This is a genomic window from Anabaena sp. PCC 7108 (assembly GCF_000332135.1).
In the GTDB taxonomy this organism is placed as follows: Bacteria; Cyanobacteriota; Cyanobacteriia; order Cyanobacteriales; family Nostocaceae; genus Anabaena.
This window is the reverse complement of record NZ_KB235896.1, coordinates 1,247,664-1,268,122: the sequence shown is the minus strand read 5'-3', so window position 1 is coordinate 1,268,122 and position 20,459 is coordinate 1,247,664. Positions and strand designations below refer to the sequence as shown.

Sequence of the window (20,459 nt, the reverse complement as noted above, 5' to 3'; positions counted from 1 at the left end):
ATTCAAGGGTTGTATATTTTAAGAGCTTATATCTTCATCTGAAATTGATTGCTGATGTTATCAATTTGTTATTGATTCTAAGTATTGCTTTAATCTTCTTGCCAGTCTTCACAACCCAGCAGATCAATAATTCTGTCTCTGAGTAAATATTCGTTTTTTTCTAGCTCATACTCAAAATAATTCCATTCTCGGTTAGGAAGATATTTACAAAGAGTATAAATTGGCTGTTGACGGTTAAGAAGTCCCCTTTTTACAAGTTGAAGTGCTTCTTCCTTTATCATTTGAATGTCATATTTAATAGCGGTATCCATACCTTGTTACCTCATTTTCCAGCAAGGAATTAAAAGACAACTTTAAAAATTATTGTCTCTACTTTCAATTTATCAAAAAATTGGTCAATTTTGTGAACAATCACCAGATTAATTTTTACTAGTACAGTACAGCCTAAGTATAGCAACCATTGAAAATTTCTGAAAAGCTTTCCTCTTCAACTTTTTTCAGTTTAAAAGTTTAAATTTTAAATTCTACCTTGCGGTACTAGACTCTATTTTATCGGTTTTAATTGCTACTGAATGGATATCCTTGAATTCTGCAGGGTTTGAATTTTCCACAATGGTGATACCGGACAGTTTGTGAATAGCTTTTACACCTATTACCCCGTCACAGCCTTTTCTATTTAGTCTCATGGTGATAACTTTATCTTTGTAACTTATTGCTATATATCTAAATCACACATCATCTGTATACTATCAATTTTCTTTTTTACAGTGATACAAAAAATGTCTCAAATGCTCTACAGCTTGGATAAGTAGGATATCTTCTGGATTACAATAGAATTATAATTGTCCTATATTTCCTATTAGCTAAAGTGTCAGACTCCCTACCTTTGCGCGATCATTACCTGGCGTTAATTGATAAAATTGTTGAAACCACTCTTCAGGGTAAGATTAGCTCTGTAGAGCAGGTATATCAAATATTACTTAAAGGTATCACTAACGGTACAGGAGAAGTATTTGAGTTAGCTTTGAGCGATCGCTTGAATACCATTCAAGCACAAATAGACAACGAAAAAGATGAACTGAAGACAGCTAAAGCCACACGGAGTTTAAGAGCCATCAAAACCATTCAAACACAATGGCAACGCTGGCAAGAGCAAAATAAAGCCACAGAAGTTATAGTTTCGGCAGTACGTGAAATTACCATTGCCAGCAATGATGAGCGTTTAGCAGTATTTTTGCGTTTGATCGATTCTAATCAAAAACATCCTTTAAATTTATCCCAATTACAGCAGTTAGCTAAATCCCTGCAACAATTTGGTGCAGCTAATGCCGATTTAGCACAAATATCAACAGGAATTACTCGTGGTGTCGCTTCTTGGCAACGAATACAAGAAAATCTACTGAGTTGGATGTATGAACAAAAAACTTCTTTAGGATTTGGTGGTGTACCGGGAGAACGAGGCCCTTGGGCAAGTTGGGCAAAGTTAGTCAAAAGCGAATTCCCCGAAGCATTTTTCCGCACCTTAGCACTTGAACAGTCTGCCATTGAATTCGGTCAAAAGCAAGAGCAAATCACCCTCAGCAATTGGGTAGAACTAGCAATAGTTTTACAGTTCCTACAACGGGGGTTGATTAGCTGGTTTGATCAACAAGCTTATGATATTCAAGCAGGTCCAAAATTATCGATTTCTACATTTTTGACCTTTGCAGTTATTTGGAGTCAATTAGCGATCGCTTTTCCAACCCAAGCAGTAGCATATAGAAATGGAGCTTCACAAATAATGCTCCAGATTTTGAGAACCTTTGCCCAGCGTCCTTATTTCCCCCTCTACGGTGGGATTTTTGCCTCATTCTCTGGTAGTTCTTTGCGAGATGCTCTCGATTATTTAGATGAACCTCTACGTTCTGTAGAAGGAACACAAGAAAAAGCCAGAATTTTGACCCTTTTGGGTTATTCTCAACGAGCTTTAGGCAAATATCCCCGCTCGATTAATTTTCACCAGCAAGCTTTGGAAATAGCCAGAAATGCCAAAGATAGCTCTTGTGAAATTGCTAATCTCAACCACCTCAGTCGTACCTACGTCCAAGAAAAAAATTATCTAGAAGCCATTAACTATAGTCAAAGAGCATTAATCTTAAGTAGGCAAGCAGGTGACAAAACTGGAGAAGCTAATGCCTTGGTAAATCTGGGTTATAGCGAAGTCATGCAAGCACAGAAGTTAGAAAATATCGAACCAGAAGTATATGAATCAGCGATTAATTATCTAGAACAAGGTTTGAAATTAGCGGAAAAATTAGGCGATATTCAAAGTCAAGCTTTGTGTTTTAGCAGTTTAGGCATTGCCTATTTAGTCATAGCCCAACACCAAGCAGCTATTAAATATTTAGAATTGGGTTTTAAAACGGCACAAATTTCCGGTGATTTATATCTACAAGGGCGCAATTTAGCTTATTTAGCCGAAGCTTATTATCATCTTAAAAATCATGAAAAGGCTATTTATACAGGTAGTTTGGGAATGTATCTACTAGAACAAATTTCTTCCCAAGAGTGGCGACAAGCCGCAGGTTTATTAACAATAATAAAAGGACAAATTGGGGCTGATAAATTCCAAGTCCTATTGCAACAAAATCGCCCTAAAATGATTTCTGTAATTGGTGTAGATGGATATGATTATCTTCCCGAATTGTTAGAAAAATATCAAGAAAGTATGTAACACCATAAAGATGTGCCTAATTATTTGGGAACATAGCGAATTATCTTGAGAAAACCTCCGCGTACCTTGGTGTTGAAAAAACATAGGATTTGGCGCAACTATAGCTACACTACGCAAGCCATCACACAGAATTGGTAGAGAGGAACTTTGGGATTTTTGATAATGTGGGAGTAACAAGATTGAACGGAGAATGACAGACTCAAGTAGTTTGACAGGACTTACGCAACTGGCACATTGGTAGGGTGCTTTACTACTGCATAAATCCTGCAAATAACTAGATTATTGATATCTGACGCACCCTACAACAGATTTTGAGTGTGACACGCAGCTTTAGTCCTATTTGAGTGATTCCGACCGTTGCGAAAAGCTATGTAATGCGTAATTAAAAATTTATGTGACACAAAATCTTCACTTAATTGTATTATGCCGTACAATACCCAAAAAATTGTGTATCTAGGTTTTCATAGATACCAGATTTTTGTCCAGTTTTTACACATTGTCTAATGTATAATTTATGCGATTATCACAAAAACATATGCATATCTTCAAAATCCTTTCCTGTGCCTTGCTAACTATTGCCTTTCCAACTGTATGTTATGCATCTGACGAAGCACCCATAGTTCCTGATATTAAAACTATGCCGAAGGAAGTTGCAGAAAAACCTGGTGTTGTGATTTTACCTGTTAGTAATCAGGCCAAAGATTTACAGCCAGAGGTTCCTCTAGAATTATCTGCAGAAACAGTCGCACAGACAGAGCAACAACAGCCATCACCTGTTAGTAATCCCACCAAAAATCTACAGAGAGAAGCTCCTCTTTCTCCATTGCAAGAACAACCCACCAAGCTACATAACTTGGAAACAGCCAACCAGTTAAGAAAGGGTGCAGTTCAAGGGGAAGCTGGGTTTCTGCAAGTCTTACCAACCGATAGTTCTGTGTCCGGGACGGGTTTGCAAACCTATCAAGTTGATATTGACTGGGGAGTAACAGATAACTTACAAATAGGTTTTACAGGCGATATTTTTGATGATTATGCAAAATGTAAAACTAAAGGAAATTGCGGTGATTTAACAACCGTAAGTTATGGGACAAAGTTAAAATATCGATTAATCAACGAAGAACGTTGGGCTGTCGGTGTGATGGGTACGGCTCAGTTATTGAACTTAACTGCGGCTTCAGGGATTTTTGATAATCCTGCACCAAACAGTTCCAAGAAAAACCTGTTTGTGGTCAGACCAGTTGGTGCTTTGCAGTTTCCCGCTACTTATAAAGCATCTCGAAATCTGCAACTACATCTGACTCCGGGAGTGGTTTTCTTCCCGGAAACAATTAAAGGAGCAGATTTTTTTGGGACGTTTTTCAACATAGGCACAGGCTTTAGCTGGCAATCTTCAGAAAGATTGAACTTATTTGGCAATATTCAAGTGCCTTTAGGTCCAGGAGGCAATACTTTTAATTCCAAAGACCGCTCTATTTCTCGGCAGTTGCTGTGGACTGTAGGTGTAGATTACGCTGTTAATCCCAGAATGGGAGCAGAGGTTTATGCTACTAACAGTTATGGGACAACACCGACCACAGGTTTACTGGCCTTTCTTCCTGATGGTGATGAATTGCAGGTGGGGATTCGCTTCAAGCACGTGATTGATTTCGGGCAAGGATATGCGGCTAATTTTGACAATCGCCCCCAAGCACCTCTTTCTTATCGGGATCAGACACTTCTTTTTGATGGTTTCACACTTGCCAGCGCCAAAACTCTACCAACGGGCAAGTTTCAAGTCAGAGGAGGACTGGGTACTCATGGTAGTTCCAGTTTTGCCCTGGCCTATGGCTTGACAAATGATGCACAGTTAGAACTTATTGTCGATCAATTTGGGGCAAGCGATCGCATTCCTGCTAAAGATGTATCTGGTCCAGGGGTCAAAATTGGCGGTGTGATGAAACTGCGGTTTTTGGATCAAGCAAGAGGTGATCTCCTGTCTCTGGGTTTTAAACTGGCAGGTATCAGTGAGACGACTTTCAAAGGTCAATCTTTAACCGGCAGTTTGTATACAGAGATTCCTATTTCTTATCAACTCAGTCCCCAAACTGCCATATCTATTAATCCCAAAGGCGGATTTTTTGGCAAAGTTTCCCGCATTGGTGTGGGTATTGGGATTAACCAGGCTCTTTCAGATAAACTGCAATTGATTGGAGAATATACCCCGATCTTGAATGATGGTAAAGATGTCTGGAGTACTGGTTTACGCTTTTTACCAAATGCGGGATTGGCATTTGACGTTTTTGCCAGTAACGCAATTGGACAAGGTGGTTTAGGAACGGTGACAGCCGAACCAGATACTAATTTTGGTTTCAGCATCAATTGGGGAATTTGATCCTCTGTGATCTGATTTATAGTCAGTTGGACAATACCTTGTTCAAATCGAAAAAAGTCTTGATTTGTAGTTTGGGTTAAGCGACAGCGCAACCCAACATACAAAAAATGGACAAATGGACAAGATATTGTTGGATATTTTATTTTCTTTTGCCAACCTCATACCTCACGACTTCCTCACAAACTAGCTCTAAATTCTAGATAAATTCAGTTATTGGGCTGATACGGAAAGATTGCAGACTAGGCTTAGATTATGAGGTAGTTATGAGTCCATCACCATCACCGCAAGAACAACAATATCCCTCAGTAAATCGAGCAGTAAATTCTTGGCAATTTGGGCAATCACTCAGTATCGATCCTATCGGTATAGTCTCTACCTGCTCTTTTAACTGTGTCTATTGTCCGCTAGGAAATATTCAGCAACAAACAACGCAACGGCAAATTTTTGTCCCTACTAGCCAAATTATCGCTGATTTACAACGATTTGCACAGAGGCAAGTTCCCATTGATGTAGTCACTGTTAAAGGTAGTGGGGAACCTACTCTAGCACTGAACTTAGGGGAGATTCTCGCGGCTACAAAAGAAATCATCAAACAACCAAAAGTGGTATTAACCAATGGCACTTTACTAGGTAATCAATCAGTTATAGATGCTTTAAAACTAGCGGATATTGTCGCCGTTAAACTGGATGCTGTTTCGTCAAATCAACTACGGCAAATTAATCAGCCATTAGAGACAATAAATTTACCAGATATCCTCAAGGGAATTGAACAATTTAGACAGCAATATCAAGGATGTATGGTAATACAAACTATGATTTTGTCTTCTTGGACAGCAGAAACTCAAGCACATTACATCCACTTAATAAAACGTCTCCAACCTGATGAAATTCAACTTAACATTCCTTCCCATTCCCGCGTCTTAGTTCATCAGTTAGAATCTATAGGTGATGATCTTGTCGAATCTCGCTCTTATAGTTGTCAAAATTTCAAATGTATCAGTGCTAAAGAACTCGGTGCTATGGCTGAAAAAATTCACAATGCTACCAAAGTTTCTGTGCGTTACGCGCCAATTTAGTAATTCGTAATTCGTAATATTTCCTGCGGAAACGCTACGCTAACGTAATTCGTAATATTTCCTGCGGCTTCCGTAAGGGATACGTAATTCATAAGTTCCTCTCCCTCTCTCCCTCTCTCCCCGTCACTCTGTATTATCTAATTTAAATATTCTGCAATTAAGGAGTTAAGACATGGAACCTAAGTCAACGGACTTATTATTAGCACTCACAGAAATTCCCGCTGGCTATCTCAATATTATGGGTTATGTGGATAAGTCAGAAGTCAACGGACCTGGTTCCCGTGCTGTGGTTTGGGTGCAAGGTTGTCCCCGTGAGTGTGCTGGTTGCTTTAATCCCGACTCTTGGACATTTGAGATTAATCAGCTAGTTGCTATTGATAGCCTGGCAGCAGATATTATCAAAAATCCCCATAACACAGGTGTAACTTTTTCAGGTGGTGAACCTTTTTGGCAAGCATCTGCACTGGCTAGTTTAGCACGTAAAGTTAAAGCCGCTGGCTTAAATGTGATGGCTTTTACTGGTTTTACACTCAAGCAATTACAAGCTGAATCAGCACCTCCAGGTTCTCAAGAATTATTAGCACAATTAGATATTTTAGTTGACGGTCCTTTTATTGAATCTCAAGCAATTAATTCTCCTTTGTCTCCTGTTTCTTCTAAAAACCAACAGGTTCATGTATTTAACCCTGAATTTAATGATCAAATTAGTTGGGCTAGTGATCAAATAGAAGTTCACATTCTCAAAGATGGCGATCGCATTGTCACCGGTTATCAAGGTTGGTTAGAACTAACTTAAAATAATTCGTAATTCATAATTCGTAATTCGTAATTAGGGCTTGCTGACTCCTAGCCCCCACAGATAACTTTTATGGCTTACGCCACGCTACGCCACGCTACGCTATCAGCAAGCCCTAGTTAAATCAAAACTCAGTACTCGGTACTCAATACTCAGTACTTTACCTCAGCACCAAGTTTGTAAAACTCGTCCTTTGATTTCTTGCCCAAACCAAGGTGTATTTTGAGAAAGTGTATGCAGATTTTCTCTGTTGACTTTCCAGGTTTGCTGAGGATCAAATAATGTTAATTCGGCTTTTTCACCAGATTTTATAGCTTTCATTTCTTGCTGTAAACAGGCCGCTGGTTTGTTACTCAAAACCTGCCATAATTCTAAAGCTGTAAATTCCCCAGTTTCCACGAGATTTTGCCATAGTAAGGGCAATGCTAATTCTAAACCAATTGCTCCCGGTGGTGATTCTGCAAAGGCTTGGACTTTTTCTTCATAGGTGTAAGCTGCATGATCAATAGCGATCGCATCTATCACTCCTCCACGTACTCCCCCACGCAACGCCGCTACATCACTGGGATTTCCTAAAGGTGGGTCTAAATGCAAGGATGTGTGATAACTCTTAACATCTGTCGTATCAAGTAACAAGTGCATCCAAGTCGTACTGGCTGTAACTGGTAAACCCTGAAATTTTGCAGTCGCAATTAGTTCCACACTCCGCGCTGTAGAAACCCGCATAATATGTACAGGTGTGCGAATAGCGGCGACTAATTCCAACAAAGCTGCGATCGCAGTTGTTTCCGCACTGGCTGGAACAGGAGGTAAACCCACACGGAAAGCTTCCGCACCTTCCCGCATCATCCCATTTGCGGATAAAGAGCGATCGCATGGCCAAAACGCCACAGGTTTACCAAAAGGTTGGAGATATTCCAACACCCTTCGCACCAGTCCCAAATTTTCCCAAGCTTTACTATCCGTAAAACCCACAACACCAGCAGTAGCTAAATCAGCAAATTCCGTCAACTGCTTACCAGCTAAATCGAGAGTTATTGCACCCCAGACATGAAGATGGGGGAGAGGAGAAGCAGAGGAAGCAGAATCTATTTTTCCCTTTTCCCTTATTTCCTCATTTCTCTTTTGCTGCAACTGTGCAACGAGAGCCGGGTTATCAATAGCGGGGAATGTATCCGGTAAAACACTCACTCTAGTAAAACCACCAGCAGATGCTGCTTGTAAAAAAGAAACTAGAGTTTCTCTCTCTTCAAACCCTGGTTCACCGGAATGGCTATATAAATCTACTAAACCAGTACCCAGAACTAACCCCCGACAATCTCTAATAGAAGTATCAGAACTGATATCTGAAATTTGCGGTGCTATTGCTTGAATATGACCATCAACAATCAAAACATCAGCTATTTGGTCAGTTTCCGAAACTGGGTCGATTACCCTTACTTGTTGCAACAGTTCAGTTGTCATGTGCTATTAGCTTTTACCTATGAGTGCTTCAGCTGTGTGTCTATTTTATTTGTTCAATATGCAAATTTTAGATTTCGGATTGGGGATAAATGGAAAAATCTCAGCATCTAAAATTCAATAAACGACAGCTGATAGCGTAGCCTAATACCGTTTCACTTTAAAATTTATACCAATGGACAGACGCTCTGACGCGGAGGTTCATTTGTAGCTTTAATTAAGTGAATTGATATCAGCCTTAGAATGAACCTTTACAATGCTCCAGCAGCCGTTTTATCCAATACACCACCACTTAAGTGACTGGTGATATTCATGGCTTCCAAAACTGGTAAACCATTTGCTCCTTCGGGGTAATCAATCACGCTAACTGCGCCATTTCCCTGGCGGAAATTCCAGAAATTTTCTAGTGATAAACCCAGAATATGACAAAGTAAGGTTTTATTAGTCGCATCATGGGCTACCACTAAACCGATTTGGAGTTTATTTACCTCAGCGGCTGCTAATATTGACTGCCAAGCAGCAACACTACGTTCCCGTACCTGTTGTAAATTTTCTCCTTCTGGCATTTGTACCTCTGCTGGTAATGTGCGCCAGCGTTCTAACTCTCCAGGAAACTCTTGCTCTATTTCTTTTTCAAATTTTCCTTCCCAGAGTCCGTGACTAATTTCTCTTAAACCTTCAAGTAGTTCCAAATTTATGCCAGGATGCTGTTTAAGAATTATTTCGGCTGTTTCTTTCGGACGCGCCATTGTGCTGCTAAAAGCAAAATCAATTTTTACATCTTTGAGAAATTCCCCAGCTTTTGCGGCTTGTTGTCTCCCATTATCGTTGAGAGGAACATCAATTTGACCTTGAAACTGGCCTTGACGATTCCATTCAGTTTCGCCGTGACGTACTAATAATAATCGGAATCCTTGATGATTCGGTCGCAAAGTGGGTAGAGTATCTCCCAAATGCTGCGTCTGATTCATTGATTCTAGTTGCACAGGTTCACCCAAACCACCACTAAAATTCAAGACACTAATGCCACAGTTAGATTGCTGTATTCCATGATAGCCACTGGGGGGAATTCCCAAAGCTGTACTAATCAGAGCGCGATTAATACCATTATGTCCAACAATGAGAATATTTTCCCCTTGATGACGAGATAAAATTTCTTGCCAAAACTGCTGTGCTTGCTCGTATAAAGCCAGAACGGGAAAATGTTCTCTACTCCCCTGTGCGTCATTGACAACCATCCGCAGTTCGTGGGGGCGTTTTTTCCAAATGCTATAATCTTCAGGAAACTTTTCTTTAACATCACTACTCAGCATTTCTGCCCACAAAGGCAAATCAACTTCTAGTAGTTCTTCAGAAACTTGGATTTGAGCAGACTGTTCAACCAATTCGCTGTGAATAATCTCTGCTGTAGTTTTGGCGCGGTTGAGGGGACTGCAATAAATTGCCTGAAATGAAATCTTACTGAGAGCTTTACCCGCTTGATTAGCGTCGTTACGACCTTTTTCGGTTAGTCTTGACGCATCAGTTCGTCCTTGGATGCGTTTCTCAGTATTGTAGGTACTCTGACCATGACGCACAATGATGACACGAGTCATCTTTTTCCCCTCCTCTATCTAAAGGACTAATCTTACTCCATAATGTTGTCCTATATTTCAATTTCAAAAATTAAATCATCCTCCCATACAGAGGAGGCGATTATTGATCATCACTCACATCTAACTGTAGTTGTAAGCCATCATTACCGTTAATAGTTTGATTTGCTGGTTGGAGAAAAATCGCATTACTTGGTATGGATATTGACTCACCCAATGGTAATTCCTCATAAATGAGGTTTTGCTGACTGGGATTTTTAGATGTATTTCCGGGATTTTGTTGGTTAAAAAATCTACCAAAGTCATTTTGGGCGCTACGGTAATCAATATTAAGTAACGACTCACCACTTAAAGTAAAACTTCCTGGCTGAGGTTGTGCTAAATTTGACTGTGCATATACCGCCTGATCTACACTTAAAAGAGCAGATATAATTCCTAATGTAAAAGTAATTTTTGCTTGCATGGATTTTATCCAATTTTTTATTAACAGGATGTAAATTTATCTGATCAGAAAGATATTCTGACTGCTGATGATTATAAATCATACCTTGGATAGATTTGTATTTATATACACATAAAATTATTAACTAATATAAATTATATTCATAAATACTATTACTGTTTTTACGTAACTTAATTTATTCTTCATTAATCACAGCTAACACAGATTTTGGTAATAACTTTTCTTTAAACCAAATAATTTTCGCAGGGACATCATCTAATTTAACACCGGCTTTTTCTAAATTTAATCTTTCCGAAATTGCCAAAATCAAATTATCACAATTTGCGCGCCGCACCTGAGAAAACTTTTTTTGTAAATATTCTGGTCGCCAATAACCGACAATTTCTAATAAAAAACTTCTCCCATCAGGATGAACAAGACGAAAATCGGGAATCATCACACTTCCAGGAATAGGAATTAAATCAACTTCTCGCTCTAAAATCCAACCACTTTTTAACCCATCCCATTTATCAGCAAAAGACTGTTCCAACATACTATCATAAGGCTTACCAGGTGGATAGTGAGAGACTAAACCGCATTCAGAATTGAGAGTAAACCTGCCGATTTTCCATTCATTTGTATAAAAATCTCGTGTTTGCAAAGTTGCAGCTAAACTCCATTTTGTGACATGAAGTAAAGCCGGAATCATTTTAGCTATTGATAAACCATAACGAGTACTAGGAGTAAATAAACTTGTTGGTCCATCAATGCTAATTGTAAACCCATGATCAGCATCACCTTCAATATAAGCCATTAATTGAAACAACTTCAAATAACGAAATAACAACTTATATTCTCCAGGAACATTGCGATGAGCATTTAATATCAACTGACTGGCTTTATAAAAAACACCTTGCACCTGAGATAAATTATAGCGATGTAATAAATCTTCTGATTTAGGCGCATCAAAAGCAGTTAAGATTTTATTTTCAGACAAATCAGCATAAAGACCATCACGCACTTGAATAGGTAAAACTTCCTGCTGTAATTCCTGACTCAATTCATCAGCCACTTTCTTTAAAGTAACTTCCGTTGCTTCTCGACTAGGAAAAGATTTTGCAGCCAAAGAAAAAACCCGTTCCCTTAACATGGGAGGTTCCAGAGGACTAACAACTTCAAAAGTGCAGAAACTGCTTTTGAGAATATAAGCCAAACCGCGCTTCATTCGATAATCAGTCGTATCACCTTCAAAATCCGTTAATTGACGCTCAAGTAATCCTTGAGTTTTCCCAACAGCCTCCTGAAAAAAACTAATTAAATCATTCCCCAACTGCAAATGCTTCTGATCAAGTTTCAGTCTTTTCGGGATAATTTCCTCCCCGTTTTGACGATGAATCAATAACTCCGTTGGTAACATCTTTCTTCTGAGTTGAATAATTAATTTCTAACTGTTCAGCAGCCTTAGCACTTTTTTCCATCCCACCCCCATAAACAACCTTTAAATTCCCTCTCTTCTCCTTCTTATCTTCCTGCTTGTTATCTTCCTTCTTCTTCTTCTTCTCTTCCTTCATATCTTCCTCACCGCGTCCCCGCGTCACCGCGTCACCGCGTCCCTTCATCTCCTCCTCACCGTGTCCCCGCGTCACCGCGTCACCGCGTCCCTTCATCTCTTCCTTCTCATTCTTATCTTCGCGTACTTCGCTTCTTCGCGGTTCATTACCTCTTTCCCCTCGTCTTCTAGCCGAAGTTCCCTCCTCACTAGTATCTTCAGCCACGACTTCATATAAAATCGCTTGTTTATTTTCAATATTTCCCTTACGTAAAACCCTACCCAAACGCTGAATATACTCCCTAGCAGAACCGGTTCCCGACAAAATAATTGCTATCGAAGCCGCAGGAACATCAACCCCTTCATTTAACACATGAGAAGCCACCAAAGTATTATATTCTCCCTCCTTAAACTTAGTGAGAATTTGATGTCTTTCTTTCACAGGAGTTTGATGAGTAATAGCCGGAATTAGCAAATCTTGGGAAATGCGATAAACCGTAGCATTATCAGCAGTAAAAATCAAAATGTGGGCTGGGAAATGTTCAGCTAATAAATCAGACAGAATTCTTAATTTACCATCAGTCCCCAGAGCGATTTCTTTGGCTTGACGATGTGCTAACATTGCCCTGCGGCCGATTTGTGATCGCGCACTCATTTGGACAAAAGTCTGCCAACCTTGCAAACTTCCCAAAGAAATCCGCGATTGTTTCAAAAAATCATTGCGGGTTTGAATTAAATTGTTATACCTTTCGCGCTCAAGTTGAGATAACTTAACCTTAATTTGCACAATTTGATGTTCTGCTAAAGCCTTACCCGCTAACTCTTCAGCACGTTTGCGGTAAACTTCTCTACCAATGAGGATGTTTAAATCAGCGTGTTTGCCATCGGTGCGTTCTGGTGTCGCAGATAATCCTAGTCTATAAGGTGCGATCGCATATTCAGCAATTACCCGATTAAAATCTGTCGGTAAATGGTGACATTCATCAAAGATAATCAAAGCATATTTATTACCCAAACTTTCCGCATGAATAGCAGCACTATCATAAGTAGCAACCAAAATCGGTGTTTTATCCCGTGAACCACCTCCCAGCAACCCCAATTCAGCATCAGGAAACGCCGCCGTTAGATGTGCATACCACTGATGCATCAAATCCAAAGTCGGCACCACAATCAACGTCGTGCGCGGTGTTGCTTGCATCGCCATTTGTGCCAAATAAGTCTTACCTGCCGCCGTGGGCAGCACCACTACTCCCTGTCTTCCCGCTAGTTTCCAAGCTGCTAAAGCCTCACTCTGATGGGGATAGGGTGTCATTTCTAAACTGGGAACCAACTCTAGGGGATAAAATCCCTTAGCCTCATCGATAAAGTTGGTTTCATCAGCTTGCATTGCTTCGACTACACAGCGATATCTAATTGCCGGAATGCGAAATTTTTCAATTCTATCATCCCATGTCGCATAATCTATCCAAGCTTTGCTGCGTGGCGGTGGGTGTAAAATTAACGTGCCACGATCAAAAGTTAAAGTGGGGTTGCGACCCATCTAGGTTTTCTCCCTACTCGTTGACATTTAACTACTAATAACCCAAAAAGCGCATGATTCCCAAAAGAGATTTTGGCAAAACCCACCTAGACGCACTCTTTACCCCAGAGATATCCGACTGGCACATAGATGTAAGCGCTGTAGAATCTTACAGAGAACAGCGACAGCGGTTCATGATCAAACGCCTACAATTGCAAACAAAAATCATGTTGCTTGTAGGCTTAACCCTAATGGCATATTTTCTCTGGGTAAATAACCAACCAGGAGAGAAAATACTGGCTTTGAAAATTGGGTTGTTAACTGAATTTTTTATTTTTATTTGTTGGTTTTTATGCCGAACATCTCTGGGTCGTCGTTACCCACATTTAATTCTTTTGAGTTTATGCTGGTCTGTAACTTGCGCCGTACAAATTGATACGGCTTTACTCTTGAATTATGTAGAGCCGTTCACTAATCTTTGGAATCTGATGTTTCTCACCCAAGCAACTATGGTTCCCGTGATGTGGCGAATACATTTAATCTCCCAGGTCGGCACAACTATCTGCTATTTGACATTATATTTTTTGTACAATCCTCAATTTAAGCAACCTTTATATTTTTATATTGAGCAGGGATTATATTTATTTTGGACAGGGTTAATTTGTGTATTTTCTGTTTATTTATATGAAAATCTGAGAAAAAAAGAATTTCGAGCCAGGCAAGAACTAGAAATAGCTCAACAACAGTCAGAAAAACTAATTTTAAATATCTTACCACGGGTGATTGCAGAACAATTAAAACAGGAACATACTACTATTGCCGATAGCTTTCTGGAAGTCACGGTTTTATTCGCTGATATTGTGGGATTTACAGAGCTTTCTATTCACACCCCGCCGCCACAATTAGTCGAATTATTAAACACAATATTTTGTTTATTTGATGAGTTAGCAGAACTGCATGGAGTAGAAAAAATCAAGACAATTGGTGATGCTTATATGGCAGTTGCTGGTTTACCAAATCATCGTAGCGATCATGCCATAGCCATAGCTAACATGGCATTAGATATGCAACAAGCTGTAACTCAATTCAACGAAGAACAAAATCAATCATTTCGGATTCGCATAGGTATTAGTACAGGGCCAGTAGTAGCAGGGGTGATTGGTTTAAAGAAATTTGCCTATGATCTTTGGGGAGATACTGTGAATACTGCCAGTAGAATGGAATCTCATGGTATAGCAGGTAGTATCCAGGTTTGTGAAGCTAGTTATCATCTATTAAAAGACCAGTATTTATTGGAAAAACGCGGTTTAATTAAAGTTAAAGGTAAAGGGGAAATGATTACATATTTACTGCAAGGAATCAAAGTTAAAAATTAACAAACTTTCGCACATAATTCACATAATTGTACTACTTTAGATAGATTCATAGTCAGTAACTGTTGTTCTTGTATTTGCCCGTTGCATAATAATGCTGGGGCTATTAATGTGTCTAGCTAAATTTGGATACAAATCTCAGTAGCTCTCTGCACCAAAGGAGAAGCCATATTGAAAGGAATATCTTTCCTTCTATCAAACTATGCTGTGGCATTTGCATCTGTTGGTATTGCTTTTATACTAACACTGATGCTGAAGCCACTGTTAATGTCAACCACTTTTATGCCATTTTTTGCATCTGTAGCATTCAGTACTTGGTATGGTGGAATTCAACCAGGATTATTTGCTACTGCTTTATCTAGTTTGGTGGTTAGCTACTTTTTTCTTAATCCCACATTTTCTTTTTATATTGATCATCCAAGCAGCATACTCCGCTTAACTTTGTTTATTCTAATATCAATATTTATTTCTTGGATGAACTCTGAGCTACGTAATGCTAAACAGCATTTAGAAATAAGTATAAAGCAGACAGCAGAGAGTGAGTCTAAATTCAGACGCTTGAAAACTTCTAACATCATCGGGGTGATTCTAGCCGATATGAACGGCAAAATTTTAGAAGCAAATGATGCCTTTTTAAAGATGGTAGGTTATACACAAGAGGATTTACTAACAGGAAAATTACGGTGGAGAGAAATGACACCTCCAGAATATTTGGAAAAAAGCAATCGCATGGCACAGCAAATCAAAAAAACAGGAGTATGTCAACCTTTTGAGAAACAATATATCTGTAAAGATGGTAGTCGCGTTAATATTTTATTAGGTTTAGCTTTATTAGAAAATAATTCAAAACAAGTAATTGGTTTCGTTTTAGATTTAAGCGATCGCAAAAAGATAGAAGAGTCTCTGCGCCAAAGAGAAGAACAACTACGCGTGATTACAAATGCTCTGCCCGCGCAAATTTCTTATGTTGATGCTCAACAGCGCTATCGCTTTAATAATAAAAAATATGAAGAATGGTTTGATATTTCCGCCTCACAAATGTATGGCAAACACCTCAAAGAAATCCTCGGTGATTCTGTTTATCAGTCCATATCTCCTCATGTAGAAACAGTATTGTCAGGAGAGCAAGTAACCTACGAAGCTAAACTAAAGAACAAAGATGGAATAAACCATTATACAAATGTTACATACGTGCCTCAATTCAATCAGCAGGGTGATGTGGAAGGGTTTGTAGCCTTGATTAGAGATATTACAGAACAAAAGCAAGCAGAAGTTGCTCTTAAGCAAAGCGAAGAACGGTTTCGCAAACTCACAGAAAAAGTGCGGGTAATTCCTTGGGAAGCAGATCCAAATACGGGAAATTTTACCTATGTTGGCCCACAAACTGAAGAGATTCTCGGCTATTCCTTAACTAATTGGTATAAAGAAAATTTTTGGGCAGAACACATCTACCCAGAAGATCAAGAGTCGGCAATCCAATATTTTCTTAACTGTTCGCTGTCACTGGATAATTACGAATTTGAATATAGAATGTTGGCAGCTGATGGCAGAATAGTGTGGTTATATGAAATTGTGAATGTCCTGCGGGATGAAAACAGACCTCAGCTACTGCATGGATTTATGATTGACATTACCGAGCGCAAGCTGGCAGAGCAAGAACGGGAAAAATTACTAGAACGTGAACAAGCAGCAAGGGCTGAAGCAGAAGCCGTAAACCGAATCAAAGATGAGTTTTTAGCGACACTCTCCCATGAACTTCGCACCCCTCTTAATGCCATGCTAGGCTGGACTCAGCTACTAAGAAGCCGCAAATTTGACGAAAATACCACTGCTAGGGCATTGGAAACTATTGATCGCAATAGCCACGCTTTAGCACAGTTAATAGAAGATGTTTTGGATGTTTCGCGGATTATTCGCGGCAAACTTCAGCTTAATCTCCGTCCCGTGGAGCTTGTACCCGTGGTGGAAGCGGCTATCGACACCGTGCGTCCAGCTGCTGACGCGAAAGAAATTAGCCTTGATTTTCAAGAGGACTCAGCGGTAGGGATAGTGATGGGCGATGCTAACCGCTTGCAACAAATAGTATGGAATTTGCTCTCCAACGCTGTCAAGTTCACACCTAAAAGAGGCAGAGTTGAGGTACAACTAGAGCGGATTAACTCCCGCGTGCAAATCCGAGTTAGTGATACTGGTAGCGGAATTTCTCCTGAGTTTCTACCTTATGTATTTGAGCGCTTTCGTCAAGCAGATAGCTCAACTACGCGATCACATGGTGGATTAGGATTAGGATTAGCGATCGTCCGCCACTTGGTAGAACTGCACGGGGGAACAGTTTCAGTCATCAGCCAAGGCATTGAACAGGGGACGACATTTATTGTCAATTTACCCATGAAAGTTGTCTCTATCAACTACGATACACCACAGCCAGAGTTATCTATTGCCAGGGATACCTATGCTAATCAGCAGTTTCCTATCTTGGCAGATTTACGGGTGCTGGTAGTCGATGATGAAGCAGACGCTCGTCACTTGCTCACCACAATTTTAGGACAATATGGCGCTCAAGTTATGGCAGTTGCTTCTGCTATGGAAGCCATGACAGCTTTAGGAACATTCCATCCAGATATATTAGTTAGTGATATTGGGATGCCTCAAGAAGACGGCTATACACTAATCCGTAAAATTAGAACCCTTTCTATTGAAGAAGGAGGACGGATTCCCGCAGTAGCGTTGACAGCCTACGCCAGGACAGAAGACCGCACTCAAGCTTTGTTAGCTGGGTTTCAGTTACATATTCCCAAGCCTGTCAATCCCGCTGAGTTAGCAGTCGTCGTTGCTAATTTGGCTGGAAGAACCTAAATCTGAGTAATGAGTGCTGAGTCATGAGTAATGAGTAATGAGTAATGAGTAATGAGTAATGAGTTCTCGTCCTGCCCCCTGCCTCTTTTCATATTTTTTGAGTATCCTGGAATAGTATGGGAATACTCAGAATGTAAATTGCCAGCAGGTGCTAGATGCTGCAAGCAGAACAAATCTTACAAGAACGTTATCAAATCGAACGCCAACTTGGTAATAATGGAATTCGCCAAACTTGGTTAGCCAAAGATTTACAAGCTACGGACGAAAAAAATTCCTTAGTTGTGGTCAAACTCTTGGCTTTTGGTGGTGCTGTCCAGTGGGATGATCTCAAACTCTTTGAGCGAGAAGCGCAGATTCTTAAACAACTAAATCATCCCCGCATTCCCCAGTATATTGACTATTTTTGCATGGATGACCGCAGTCTCTGGTTTGGCTTAGTCCAAGAATATATTCCTGGTGAATCACTCAAGGAAAAACTGGTTGCTGGAGGAAGATTTACTGAAAACCAAACTCGGAAAATTGCTGTTCAGGTTTTAAAAATTCTCACCTATTTACATGAATTAAATCCAGGTGTTTTGCACCGAGATATTAAACCCAGTAATTTAATTTGGGGTGAAGATAATCAAATTTATTTAGTTGATTTTGGTGCAGTTCAAGATAAAGCCGCTAAAGAAGGTGTGACTTTTACCGTTGTCGGTACTTATGGTTATGCACCTATAGAACAATTTGGCGGTCGGGCAGTTCCAGCATCAGATTTATATGCTTTAGGAGCATCTTTAATTCATTTGTTAACAGGTCTTGCTCCAGCAGATTTACCTCAGAAAGATTTACGGTTACAATTTGCAAACCAAGTTAGTCTCAGTCAATATTTTGTGAATTGGCTGGAAAAGTTGACAGAACCTGCACCAGAACAACGCTTTACTAGTGCCAGTCAAGCCCTGGATGTTCTCAAATCTGGTCAAGTTGTTAAAAAAGCAGAAAAAGAAGATCAATCTTTACGCACAAAAGAATTTATCAATAATTCTGGGTGTGGTACTTTTAATAGTTCAGTAAAGGTTCCAGAAGAAATTCTGGGTTGGAATTGGGGCGCATTTTTGATGCCTTGGTTATGGATTTGGCCTAATTATGTTTGGCTATATGGATTAGTATGTTTTATCCCGCAGATTGGCTGGGTAATGACAATCGCTCTAGGCGCAAAAGGTAATGAATGGGCTTGGAAAAGTAGGCACTGGCGAAGTATTCAACATTTTAAAGATCATCAGAGAGGCTGGGCAATTGCTGGCATGATGATTGGTGTACCTTTAAGTATTCTATTTTGGGGAGTTGCTTATACTGTCATAAAATCAATGCTTAAATTTTGAGTTCAACTGCCTATTTTACTCTAGCAAACCTCTGAAGTAATGGCTTCAACTTCAGAACAAAGATTCTGTATCAGAGCCTCCACCTTTATTGATTCTCGCACTTGCTCAACTAGCGATCGCAATTTATGGTGGTTTCTTTGGTGCCGGTTTAGGAATCTTAATGTTGGCTACCCTCACCTTTTTAGGTATCAAAAATATTCACGCCATGAATGCCTTTAAATCGTTTCTCGGCAGTTGCATCAATGGTATCGCCATTATTCCCTTTATGGTTGAGGGTTTGATTGTTTGGCATCAAGCTATTTTAATGGCGGTTGGCGGTTCCCTGGGTGGTTACTTATGCGCTCATTATGCCCGGAGACTAGATCCTGTCTTAGTGCGTAAATTTGTGATGGTAGTTGCCTTTAGCATGACTACTTACTTTTTTCTTCATCAGAATTAAATAAGATATGAAATGAACGAACCGCAAAGACGCATAGACACCCGAAGGGTGGCTTCCCGAAGGGTAGGACGCGAAGGTAAGAATAAAGAAGAGAGTTTTCAGATACTTATTCTGCATTTTTACAAAATTGGGATGCTCCCATCTGCTGTAAATTCTCCGCCGCATATTTGTTAGAGAATCTGTGATAAAAACTTGCGCGTTCTTTCTTCTTGAGGATTGGTAAAAAAGGTTTCTGGAGTAGCTGATTCAACGAGAGAACCGCTATCCATGAGAATAACTCGATCTGCGACTTCACGAGCAAATCTAACTTCATGGGTAACGACTACCATTGTCATCCCTTCATGGGCAAGATTTTGCATCACATCTAATACTTCTCTAACCATTTCTGGATCTAAAGCTGAAGTAGGTTCATCAAATAGCATAATTTTTGGTTGCATGGCTAAAGCACGGGCTATGGCTACTCGTTGTTGTTGTCCACCAGATAACTGTCCTGGATATTTTTGTGCTTGTTCTAAAATGCCAACTCTTTCTAACAGTTGCATTGCCAATTCTTCAGCTTTTGGCTTCGACAAACGACGTACCCAAATCGGTGCTAAAGTAATATTTTGCAGAACTGTTAAATGGGGAAATAAATTGAATTGTTGAAATACCATGCCTACTTCTTGGCGAATGGTGTCAATATTTTTTAAATCGTTGCTGATGGTAATTCCATCAATAGTAATTGAACCTTTTTGATATGCTTCTAAAGCGTTAAAAGTGCGAATAAAAGTAGATTTACCGGAACCTGACGGACCCATTAAAACCACAACTTCACCACGATTGACAGTTAAACTTGCACCCTGAAGAACATGAAATTTACCATACCATTTATGGACATCTTCGGCAATAATTATCGGTACTGTTTCTAACAT

15 protein-coding genes and 1 pseudogene are annotated in these 20,459 nt (G+C 39.7%); 8 read left to right on the top strand and 8 right to left on the bottom strand.

Annotation, left to right across the window (positions count from 1 at the left end; translation table 11 throughout):
• Positions 1–89 precede the first annotated feature (89 nt).
• Positions 90–311, bottom strand: coding sequence for a DUF4327 family protein (locus tag ANA7108_RS0106545; protein WP_016949974.1), 222 nt, complete (start codon positions 309–311; stop codon positions 90–92).
• 213 nt (positions 312–524) lie between these two features.
• Positions 525–719, bottom strand: coding sequence for a chemotaxis protein CheB (locus ANA7108_RS31355; protein ID WP_369750736.1), 195 nt, complete (start codon positions 717–719; stop codon positions 525–527).
• 149 nt (positions 720–868) lie between these two features.
• Here ANA7108_RS31355 and ANA7108_RS0106535 point away from each other — a divergent pair, with 149 nt between their 5' ends.
• The 4 genes from ANA7108_RS0106535 to ANA7108_RS0106520 all read left to right on the top strand — a co-directional run bounded on the left by ANA7108_RS0106535 (position 869) and on the right by ANA7108_RS0106520 (position 6,956).
• Positions 869–2,713: a tetratricopeptide repeat protein gene (locus tag ANA7108_RS0106535; RefSeq protein WP_016949972.1), complete on the top strand. Its 1,845-nt coding sequence runs from the start codon at positions 869–871 to the stop codon at positions 2,711–2,713.
• A 514-nt stretch (positions 2,714–3,227) separates the two neighbouring features.
• A complete protein-coding gene (locus tag ANA7108_RS0106530) occupies positions 3,228–5,084 on the top strand; it encodes a porin (RefSeq protein ID WP_237741489.1) in 1,857 nt (618 codons plus the stop codon).
• A gap of 263 nt (positions 5,085–5,347) precedes the next feature.
• Positions 5,348–6,160, top strand: coding sequence for a radical SAM protein (locus ANA7108_RS0106525; RefSeq protein ID WP_016949970.1), 813 nt, complete (start codon positions 5,348–5,350; stop codon positions 6,158–6,160).
• Positions 6,161–6,332: 172 nt separating this feature from the next.
• On the top strand, positions 6,333–6,956 hold the full coding sequence (locus ANA7108_RS0106520; protein WP_016949969.1) for a 4Fe-4S single cluster domain-containing protein: 624 nt from the start codon (positions 6,333–6,335) through the stop codon (positions 6,954–6,956).
• A gap of 165 nt (positions 6,957–7,121) precedes the next feature.
• Here the strand turns inward: ANA7108_RS0106520 and ANA7108_RS0106515 are convergent, their stop codons facing one another.
• The 5 genes from ANA7108_RS0106515 to ANA7108_RS0106495 all read right to left on the bottom strand — a co-directional run bounded on the left by ANA7108_RS0106515 (position 7,122) and on the right by ANA7108_RS0106495 (position 13,540).
• Entirely contained in the window at positions 7,122–8,420 is a 1,299-nt protein-coding gene (locus ANA7108_RS0106515) for a dihydroorotase (RefSeq protein WP_016949968.1), read from the bottom strand.
• A 248-nt stretch (positions 8,421–8,668) separates the two neighbouring features.
• Positions 8,669–10,012: a histidine phosphatase family protein gene (locus ANA7108_RS0106510; protein ID WP_016949967.1), complete on the bottom strand. Its 1,344-nt coding sequence runs from the start codon at positions 10,010–10,012 to the stop codon at positions 8,669–8,671.
• A 100-nt stretch (positions 10,013–10,112) separates the two neighbouring features.
• Positions 10,113–10,472: a hypothetical protein gene (locus tag ANA7108_RS0106505; RefSeq protein ID WP_016949966.1), complete on the bottom strand. Its 360-nt coding sequence runs from the start codon at positions 10,470–10,472 to the stop codon at positions 10,113–10,115.
• Positions 10,473–10,647: 175 nt separating this feature from the next.
• The gene (locus tag ANA7108_RS0106500) at positions 10,648–11,868 is read right to left on the bottom strand and encodes a DUF790 family protein (protein WP_016949965.1); all 1,221 of its coding nucleotides are present in this window, start codon (positions 11,866–11,868) and stop codon (positions 10,648–10,650) included.
• Positions 11,798–13,540: a DEAD/DEAH box helicase gene (locus tag ANA7108_RS0106495; RefSeq protein ID WP_016949964.1), complete on the bottom strand. Its 1,743-nt coding sequence runs from the start codon at positions 13,538–13,540 to the stop codon at positions 11,798–11,800. Before ANA7108_RS0106495 ends, ANA7108_RS0106500 begins: the two co-directional genes overlap by 71 nt.
• A gap of 53 nt (positions 13,541–13,593) precedes the next feature.
• Here ANA7108_RS0106495 and ANA7108_RS0106490 point away from each other — a divergent pair, with 53 nt between their 5' ends.
• The 4 genes and pseudogenes from ANA7108_RS0106490 to ANA7108_RS26920 form a co-directional block, all read left to right on the top strand.
• Positions 13,594–14,895 carry an adenylate/guanylate cyclase domain-containing protein gene (locus ANA7108_RS0106490; RefSeq protein WP_016949963.1) on the top strand — a complete coding sequence of 434 codons (1,302 nt, stop codon included), beginning with the start codon at positions 13,594–13,596 and terminating at the stop codon, positions 14,893–14,895.
• Positions 14,896–15,063: 168 nt separating this feature from the next.
• Positions 15,064–17,748, top strand: a complete 2,685-nt coding sequence (locus ANA7108_RS0106485; RefSeq protein ID WP_052311090.1) for a PAS domain S-box protein — start codon at positions 15,064–15,066, stop codon at positions 17,746–17,748.
• Between the two features lie 155 nt (positions 17,749–17,903).
• On the top strand, positions 17,904–19,109 hold the full coding sequence (locus tag ANA7108_RS0106480) for a serine/threonine-protein kinase (protein WP_016949961.1): 1,206 nt from the start codon (positions 17,904–17,906) through the stop codon (positions 19,107–19,109).
• A gap of 76 nt (positions 19,110–19,185) precedes the next feature.
• Positions 19,186–19,548, top strand: a pseudogene (locus ANA7108_RS26920) (sulfite exporter TauE/SafE family protein); the annotation flags it as partial.
• A 170-nt stretch (positions 19,549–19,718) separates the two neighbouring features.
• Here the strand turns inward: ANA7108_RS26920 and ANA7108_RS0106470 are convergent.
• Positions 19,719–20,459 (bottom strand): amino acid ABC transporter ATP-binding protein, encoded by a 741-nt coding sequence (locus ANA7108_RS0106470; protein ID WP_016949959.1) that lies wholly within the window; start codon positions 20,457–20,459, stop codon positions 19,719–19,721.

Bases quoted from the DNA above. Each gene is read 5' to 3' on its own strand.
- ANA7108_RS0106545 (WP_016949974.1), bottom strand. From the start codon at position 311: ATGGATACCGCTATTAAATATGACATTCAAATGATAAAGGAAGAAGCA.
- ANA7108_RS0106530 (WP_237741489.1), top strand. From the start codon at position 3,228: ATGCGATTATCACAAAAACATATGCATATCTTCAAAATCCTTTCCTGT.
- ANA7108_RS0106525 (WP_016949970.1), top strand. From the start codon at position 5,348: ATGAGTCCATCACCATCACCGCAAGAACAACAATATCCCTCAGTAAAT.
- ANA7108_RS0106520 (WP_016949969.1), top strand. From the start codon at position 6,333: ATGGAACCTAAGTCAACGGACTTATTATTAGCACTCACAGAAATTCCC.
- ANA7108_RS0106515 (WP_016949968.1), bottom strand. From the start codon at position 8,420: ATGACAACTGAACTGTTGCAACAAGTAAGGGTAATCGACCCAGTTTCG.
- ANA7108_RS0106510 (WP_016949967.1), bottom strand. From the start codon at position 10,012: ATGACTCGTGTCATCATTGTGCGTCATGGTCAGAGTACCTACAATACT.
- ANA7108_RS0106505 (WP_016949966.1), bottom strand. From the start codon at position 10,472: ATGCAAGCAAAAATTACTTTTACATTAGGAATTATATCTGCTCTTTTA.
- ANA7108_RS0106500 (WP_016949965.1), bottom strand. From the start codon at position 11,868: ATGTTACCAACGGAGTTATTGATTCATCGTCAAAACGGGGAGGAAATT.
- ANA7108_RS0106495 (WP_016949964.1), bottom strand. From the start codon at position 13,540: ATGGGTCGCAACCCCACTTTAACTTTTGATCGTGGCACGTTAATTTTA.
- ANA7108_RS0106490 (WP_016949963.1), top strand. From the start codon at position 13,594: ATGATTCCCAAAAGAGATTTTGGCAAAACCCACCTAGACGCACTCTTT.
- ANA7108_RS0106480 (WP_016949961.1), top strand. From the start codon at position 17,904: ATGCTGCAAGCAGAACAAATCTTACAAGAACGTTATCAAATCGAACGC.
- ANA7108_RS0106470 (WP_016949959.1), bottom strand. From the start codon at position 20,459: ATGTTAGAAACAGTACCGATAATTATTGCCGAAGATGTCCATAAATGG.